This window comes from Streptomyces sp. NPDC059456 (assembly GCF_042750055.1).
GTDB lineage: Bacteria > Actinomycetota > Actinomycetes > Streptomycetales > Streptomycetaceae > Streptomyces.
The window spans coordinates 1-6,918 of the sequence record NZ_JBHYVA010000458.1 but is presented as its reverse complement, the minus strand read 5'-3'; the positions used below and the strand labels follow the sequence as shown (position 1 = coordinate 6,918).

The 6,918-nt window shown below is 71.8% G+C and carries 6 protein-coding genes; 3 read left to right on the top strand and 3 right to left on the bottom strand.

What is annotated here, in order from left to right; translation table 11 throughout:
- From ACFXA3_RS30250 to ACFXA3_RS30240, 3 genes are all read right to left on the bottom strand, one after another.
- Nucleotides 1-565 (bottom strand): gamma-glutamyl-gamma-aminobutyrate hydrolase family protein (locus ACFXA3_RS30250; protein WP_385191782.1); only part of this gene is annotated, 565 nt, incomplete at its 3' end.
- A 129-nt stretch (nt 566-694) separates the two neighbouring features.
- On the bottom strand, nt 695-2,164 hold the full coding sequence (eat, locus tag ACFXA3_RS30245) for an ethanolamine permease (RefSeq protein WP_385191780.1): 1,470 nt from the start codon (nt 2,162-2,164) through the stop codon (nt 695-697).
- A gap of 130 nt (nt 2,165-2,294) precedes the next feature.
- A complete protein-coding gene (locus ACFXA3_RS30240; RefSeq protein WP_385191778.1) occupies nt 2,295-3,041 on the bottom strand; it encodes a FadR/GntR family transcriptional regulator in 747 nt (248 codons plus the stop codon).
- A gap of 77 nt (nt 3,042-3,118) precedes the next feature.
- On the opposite strand from ACFXA3_RS30240, the gene ACFXA3_RS30235 reads away from it, so the two are divergent.
- From ACFXA3_RS30235 to ACFXA3_RS30225, 3 genes are all read left to right on the top strand, one after another.
- Nucleotides 3,119-4,483: a glutamine synthetase family protein gene (locus tag ACFXA3_RS30235; protein ID WP_385191777.1), complete on the top strand. Its 1,365-nt coding sequence runs from the start codon at nt 3,119-3,121 to the stop codon at nt 4,481-4,483.
- An 87-nt stretch (nt 4,484-4,570) separates the two neighbouring features.
- Nucleotides 4,571-5,950: an aldehyde dehydrogenase family protein gene (locus ACFXA3_RS30230; RefSeq protein ID WP_385191776.1), complete on the top strand. Its 1,380-nt coding sequence runs from the start codon at nt 4,571-4,573 to the stop codon at nt 5,948-5,950.
- A 5-nt stretch (nt 5,951-5,955) separates the two neighbouring features.
- The gene (locus ACFXA3_RS30225) at nt 5,956-6,747 is read left to right on the top strand and encodes a 3-oxoacyl-ACP reductase (RefSeq protein ID WP_385191775.1); all 792 of its coding nucleotides are present in this window, start codon (nt 5,956-5,958) and stop codon (nt 6,745-6,747) included.
- Nucleotides 6,748-6,918: the final 171 nt, after the last annotated feature.

Below are 6,918 nucleotides of genomic sequence, written 5' to 3'. Positions count from 1 at the left end.
CGCCCCCGGCCGCAGCCTGGGCCCCCGCCCCCCGCCCCCGCGCCCCCACGGCCTGGTGGTGGTAGGTCGGCACCTCCGCCTCCTCCGGGACCAGCGCCGCGTACCGCGTGCCCGCGACCGGGCGGACCGGGTGCCAGGACATGACGCCCGGGGCCACCGCGTGGCCGTCGATGTGCTGGATCAGCGTGCCGCCCAGGGCGACGTTCAGCGCCTGCATGCCGCGGCAGATGCCCAGCACCGGTGTGCCCGACGCCAAGGCCGCCTCGATCAGGGCGAGTTCCCACTCGTCGCGGACCGTCGCGGGGGCGCCCGTGCGCGGGTGCCGTTCGGCCCCGTAGCGGACCGGGTCCACGTCGGGGCCGCCGGCGACGACCAGGCCGTCCAGCCGGCTCAGCACCTCCGCCGCCGATCCGGCTTCGTCCGGCGGGAGCAGTACGGCCGCGCCGCCCGCCGCCTGGACGAGTTCGTGGTACCCGGTGGGCACGAGGGACGCCGGGACGTCCCACACCCCGTAGCGGGTGGATTCCTCCACGTAGGTCGTGATGCCGATGAGCGGCCTGGGCACGGTTGCTACCTCCAAGGGGCGGGGGGAAGGCGGTCCGGTCGGCGTCCGGACCGGTTCGGGCCGGTACCGGCCCGGTACCGGCCCCGCTGCGGACCGGCCGCGGGACCGGTTGCGGGTTCGGTCGAGGGTTCAGTCGCGGGTCAGTTCCGCCTCGGCCTCCGCGAGCGCCGCGAACTCCTCTTCCGGCGCGGACGCCACCAGATGGTGGCGACTGTAGAACGCGAAGTAGGCGAGGGCGACCGCGTACACACCCAGCGCGATGAACGCCGCGTCCTTGTCGACGAGGAAGGTGGCGACCAGTGCCGACAGGGCCAGGACGAAGGCCACCGAGGAGGTGGCGATGCCGCCCGGCGTGCGGTACGGGCGCTCCAGGCCCGGCTCCCGCTTGCGGAGCACGATGTGGGACAGCGCCATCAGTGCGTACGAGATCGTCGCGCCGAACACGGCGATGTTGAGCATGCGCGGGCCGTTCCCGGTGGCCGCGGCGAGGGCGAAGCCGATCGCGCCGGGAATGAGCAGGCCCAGGTACGGGGCCTTGCGCTTCGAGGTGAGGGAGAGGAAGCGCGGCAGGTAGCCGGCCCGGGACAGGGCGAACAGCTGGCGCGAGCCCGCGTAGATGAGCGAGAAGAAGGAGGCCACGAGCCCGGCCAGGCCCGCGTAGTTGACGAAGGTCTTCAGCCAGGACAGGCCCGGGTTGCCGTCGAGGGCGACGACCAGCGGGTTCCCGGCGTCCTTGATGGCGTCGGCGCCGCGCGCACCGGTCGAGGCGAGGAAGGTCAGCAGCGCGAGCAGGACGAGGATGCCCATGGAGATCGACAGGGCCCGCGGCATGGACCGCACCGGATCCTTGGCCTCCTCGGCGGCCAGCGGTACGCCCTCCACGCCGAGGAAGAACCACATCCCGAACGGGAAGGCGGCCCAGATGCCGAGGACGCCCAGCGGCAGCCAGGAGCTGGATCCGGCGGCGGTGGTGTCCACGGCGATGTCGTCGAGGTGTGAGGGGTCGAACTCGGTGAAGGCCCCCAGCGCGAAGACGATCAGCGCGAGCACGGCGATGGCGGTGACGACGAGGGAGAAGCGCAGGGCCTCGCCGACGCCCCACAGGTGGATGCCGATGAAGATCGCGAAACAGGCGAGGTAGACCGGCCAGCCGGAGGTGAGGCCGAACAGGTGCAGGGATTCGACGTAGTCGCCGATGAAGATGGAGATCGCGGCCGGGGCCAGGATGTACTCGATCAGGATCGCGGTGCCGGTGAGGAAGCCGCCCCAGGTGCCGAGCGCGCGGCGGGCGAAGCCGTAGCCGCCGCCCGCCGTCGGCAGGATCGCGGACAGCTCCGCGAGGGAGAAGACGAGGCAGGCGTACATCGCGCCCATGAGGGCGGTGGCGATGGCGAGGCCGCCGAAGCCGCCCTGGGCGAGGCCGACGTTCCAGCCGGAGAAGTCGCCGGAGACGACGTACGCGACGCCCAGACCGGTCAGCAGCAGCCAGCCGGCGCTGCCGCGGCGCAGCGTGCGCCGCTCCAGGTAGCCGTCGCCGCCCTCGGGGGAAGTGATGGGTTCGGGTACGGCTGCGAGCCGTGCCTCGGTGTCGTCGGCCATGTGCGCTCCTGCCTAGGGCAATGGTTGTGGGGCGTACCTTTGCCGTACTGGAGTGGAGTGCGCAAGACCCCTGCGTTAAACAGGGGTTACGAAAACCTCTCGGGCGGCCCCGCGCCCCGCGCCCTGCGCTCTAGGCCAGGAACCCCCGCAGCAGCGCGGCCGTCCCGCAGCAGTGCTCGCGCATCACCTCGCGCGCCGCGTCCGCGTTGCGCTCCAGCACCGCCTCCACGAGCGCGCTGTGCTGCTGCTGCGAGTGCTCCAGGTTGCGCACCAGCAGCGGGATGCAGTCCAGCAGGTCGTTCACGGTAGCCCGGACGGCGGCGTACTGGGCCGTGAGGGTGGCGGATCCGGCGAGCTCGCACAGGGTGAGGTGGAAGAGGGTGTCCTGGCGGCGGTAGTCGGGCAGCGGTGCGTCGTGGGTGGCGGCCAGGGCGGCGAGCAGCCGCTCCGCGCCCTCCTCGGCGAGCCCCTGGGAGGCGCACAGCCCCGCCGCCCCCACCTCCAGGACCTCGCGGAACCGCAGGGCGTCCTCGATGTCCACGCCCACCACGCGCCGGCGCAGCTCGTCCTCGGTGCCCCCCACCGGGGTGTCGGGGCGCGGGAGCACGAAGGTCCCCCCGTACCGGCCGCGCCGGGCCTCGACCAGGCCCTGGTCCTGGAGCACCTTCAGCACCTCGCGCAGGGTGACGCGGCTGATCCCCATCCGCTCCGCCAGCTCGCGCTCGGGCGGCAGCCGCTCGCCGCCGGGCACCAGACCCAGCCGGACCACCTGGAGGATCTGCTCGAGCGCCTCCTCGAAACCGTTGCCCGCCCGCACCTGCCGCAGCACCGGATTCAGCCGCGCGATCGCGCCGCCTTCACCCGCCGTGTCGGTCATCTCGGCTCCTCCCCTTCCCAAGCAATGGTTCTGTTCAATACCTTAGGCCTCCTCGGCTCACCGAAGGAGAGATTCCAGTGGTAGACCGCAAGCCGCCGCTCGCGCCCGAGGAGCTCCGTGCCCTCGTGGCGAGTGGCGAGATCGACACCGTGGTCCTGGCCTTCCCCGACATGCAGGGGCGCCTCCAGGGCAAGCGGTTCGCCGCACAGTTCTTCCTCGACGAAGTCCTCGCGCACGGCACCGAGGGCTGCAACTACCTCCTCGCCGTCGACACGGAGATGAACACCGTCGACGGATTCGAGATGTCCTCCTGGGACCGGGGTTACGGCGACTTTGCCATGCACCCCGACCTCGCGACCCTGCGCCGGATCCCCTGGAACCCCGGCAGTGCCTTCCTCCTCGCGGACCTCGCCTGGAACGACGGCTCCCCGGTGGTCGCCGCGCCCCGGCAGATCCTGCGCCGCCAGCTCGAACGCCTCGCCGGACACGGCTACACGGCCATGGTCGGCACCGAGCTGGAGTTCATGGTCTTCCAGGACACGTACGAACAGGCCTGGAACGCCAACTACCGCGGCCTGACCCCCGCCAACCAGTACAACATCGACTACTCCGTCCTCGGGACCGGCCGCATCGAGCCCCTGCTGCGCCGGATCCGCAACGAGATGCAGGCCGCCGGCCTGACCGTGGAATCGGCCAAGGGCGAGTGCAACCTCGGCCAGCACGAGATCGCCTTCCGCTACGACGAGGCGCTGACCACCTGCGACCAGCACTCCGTCTACAAGACCGGCGCGAAGGAGATCGCCTCTCAGGAGGGCGTCTCGCTCACCTTCATGGCCAAGTTCGACGAGCGCGAGGGCAACTCCTGCCATATCCACCTCTCGCTGGGCGACGCCGACGGGCACAATGCGATGGCCGGTGACGGCCCGGGCGGAATGTCACCGGTGATGCGGCACTTCCTGGCCGGTCAGCTGGCCGCGCTGCGCGACTTCTCCCTTCTCTACGCCCCGAACATCAATTCGTACAAGCGTTTCCGGCCGGGATCCTTCGCGCCGACCGCCGTCGCCTGGGGCGTGGACAACCGGACCTGTGCGCTCCGCGTCGTCGGCCACGGCCGCTCGATGCGCTTCGAGAACCGCCTCCCCGGCGGGGACGTCAACCCGTACCTCGCCGTCGCCGGGCTGGTCGCGGCCGGGCTCTACGGCGTCGAGAACCGCCTCGAACTGCCCGAGGCCTGCGCGGGCAACGCGTACACGGCCGATTTCGCGCACGTCCCCACCACCCTGCGCGAAGCCGCGGAACTCTGGGAGAACAGCGAGATCGCCAAGGCCGCCTTCGGCCCCGAGGTGGTCGCCCACTACCGCAACATGGCCCGCGTGGAACTGGACGCGTACGACTCCGCCGTCACCGACTGGGAGCTGCGGCGCTCCTTCGAACGCCTGTAGTCGTCTCGGTCGCCCACCACCCGTCACCCGTCGCCCATCATCTGGCACCGCCACTCCGCCCCGCCCCGAACACCCGAAAGGCACCACGTGTCCGACGCGCTGGCCCCGGCCCATTTGACCGTGCTGAATCCGGCCACCGAGGAAATCGTCGCCACCGTCCCGGCCGCCACACGGGACGATGTCGACGCCGCAGTCGCCCGGGCCGCCGCCGCCCCGCGCGGCGGGGCGGCCGCCGCCCCCGCCGACCGGGCGCGGCTGCTGCGCCGTTTCGCCGCGGTCGTCGACGGGCACATCGAGGAACTGGCCCGACTGGAGGTCCGCGAGGCCGGGCACACCATCGGCAACGCCCGCTGGGAAGCCGGCAACGTCCGCGACCTGCTCGAATTCGCCGCCGGGGGAGTGGAGCGGCTCTCCGGGCGGCAGATCCCCGTCGCCGGCGGCATCGACGTCACCTTCCTCGAACCCCTCGGCGTCATCGGCGTGATCGCCCCGTGGAACTTCCCCATGCCGATCGCCGCCTGGGGCCTCGCCCCCGCCCTGGCCGCCGGGAACGCTGTGCTCCTCAAGCCCGCCGAAACCACCCCGCTCACCGCGCTGCGCCTCGCCGAACTCGCCCTCGAAGCCGGGATCCCCGAACACCTCTTCCAGGTGCTCCCCGGCCACGGGACCGTCGCCGGCGACGCACTCGTCGAGCACCCCGGCGTAGCGAAGATCGTCTTCACGGGGTCCACCCCGGTCGGCAAGCAGATCATGGCCAAGTGCGCCGACCGGGTGAAGCGCGTCACCCTCGAACTCGGCGGCAAGAGCCCGAACATCGTCTTCGCCGACGCCGACCTCGAAGCCGCCGCCGCAGCCGCGCCGATGGCCTTCCTCGACAACACCGGACAGGACTGCTGCGCCCGCACCCGGATCCTCGTCCAGCGCTCCGCCTACGACCGGTTCCTGGAACTGCTCGCCCCCGGCATCGAGGGCGTCCGCGTCGGCGACCCCGCCGACGAGAAGACCCAGATGGGGCCGCTGATCTCCCGCGTCCAACTGGACCGCGTACGGTCCTACGTCACCGACGGCCTCACCGCGATCCGCGGCACCGCCCCCGAAGGCCCCGGCTTCTGGTACCCGCCGACCCTCGTCACCGACGTAGCCCCCACGGCACCGGTGGCCGCCGAGGAAGTCTTCGGACCCGTCGCCGTCGTCCTCCCCTTCGAGGACGAGGAGGACGCCGTACGCCTGGCCAACGCCACCGCATACGGTCTCTCCGGCTCCCTCTGGACCCGCGACATCGGCCGCGCACTGCGCGTCTCGCGCGCCGTCGCCGCGGGCAACCTGTCCGTCAACTCCCACAGCAGCGTCCGCTACTGGACCCCCTTCGGCGGCTACAAGCAGTCCGGACTCGGCCGCGAGCTCGGACCCGACGCCCTCACCGCATTCACCGAGACCAAGAACGTCTTCATCAGCACGGAGGCCTGAACCGCATGTCCACTTCTGACACCGAGACCGTCTGCCGCCGCCTGGTCGGCCGTACCGCCGTCATCACCGGAGCCGGCAGCGGCATCGGCCTCGCCACCGCCCGCCGCCTGGCCTCCGAAGGCGCCAACGTGGTCTGCGCCGACATCGACGAGACGGCCGGCAAGGCCGCCGCCGAGGAGGTCGGCGGTCTGTTCGTCAAGGTCGACGTCACCAGCCCGGAGGAGGTCGAGGCCCTCTTCAAGACCGCCTTCGACACCTACGGCTCCGTCGACATCGCCTTCAACAACGCCGGCATCTCGCCCCCGGACGACGACTCGATCCTCACCACCGGCCTGGAGGCCTGGAAGCGGGTCCAGGACGTCAACCTCACCTCCGTCTACCTGTGCTGCAAGGCCGCCCTGCCGTACATGCAGCGCCAGGGCCGCGGCTCCATCATCAACACCGCCTCCTTCGTGGCCATCATGGGCGCCGCCACCTCCCAGATCTCCTACACCGCCTCCAAGGGCGGCGTGCTCGCCATGTCCCGCGAGCTCGGCGTCCAGTTCGCCCGCGAGGGCATCCGCGTCAACGCCCTGTGCCCGGGACCCGTCAACACCCCCCTGCTCCAGGAGCTGTTCGCCAAGGACCCGGAGCGCGCCGCCCGCCGCCTCGTGCACATCCCGCTGGGCCGGTTCGCCGAGCCCACCGAGATCGCGGCCGCCGTCGCCTTCCTCGCCAGCGACGACTCCTCCTTCATCAACGCCACCGACTTCCTCGTGGACGGCGGCATCTCCGGCGCGTACGTCACCCCCCTGTAGGCCGCCGCCGACGGGCGGGCGCCCCCAGCGTTCACCCGCACTCCATCCCCCCGGGAGGCCCGGGCGGCGGGCGCGCCCGGCGGGCGGGTGCGGCACGCTCCACCCAGAGATAACGATCTCAATATACACACCAGCCCACCGCGCCCGACCCCCGCCGAGAGAGACCCCCCG

Excerpts from the sequence above, each read along its gene's own strand:
- eat (WP_385191780.1), bottom strand. The coding sequence starts at position 2,164 with ATGGCCGACGACACCGAGGCACGGCTCGCAGCCGTACCCGAACCCATC.
- ACFXA3_RS30240 (WP_385191778.1), bottom strand. The coding sequence starts at position 3,041 with ATGACCGACACGGCGGGTGAAGGCGGCGCGATCGCGCGGCTGAATCCG.
- ACFXA3_RS30225 (WP_385191775.1), top strand. The coding sequence starts at position 5,956 with ATGTCCACTTCTGACACCGAGACCGTCTGCCGCCGCCTGGTCGGCCGT.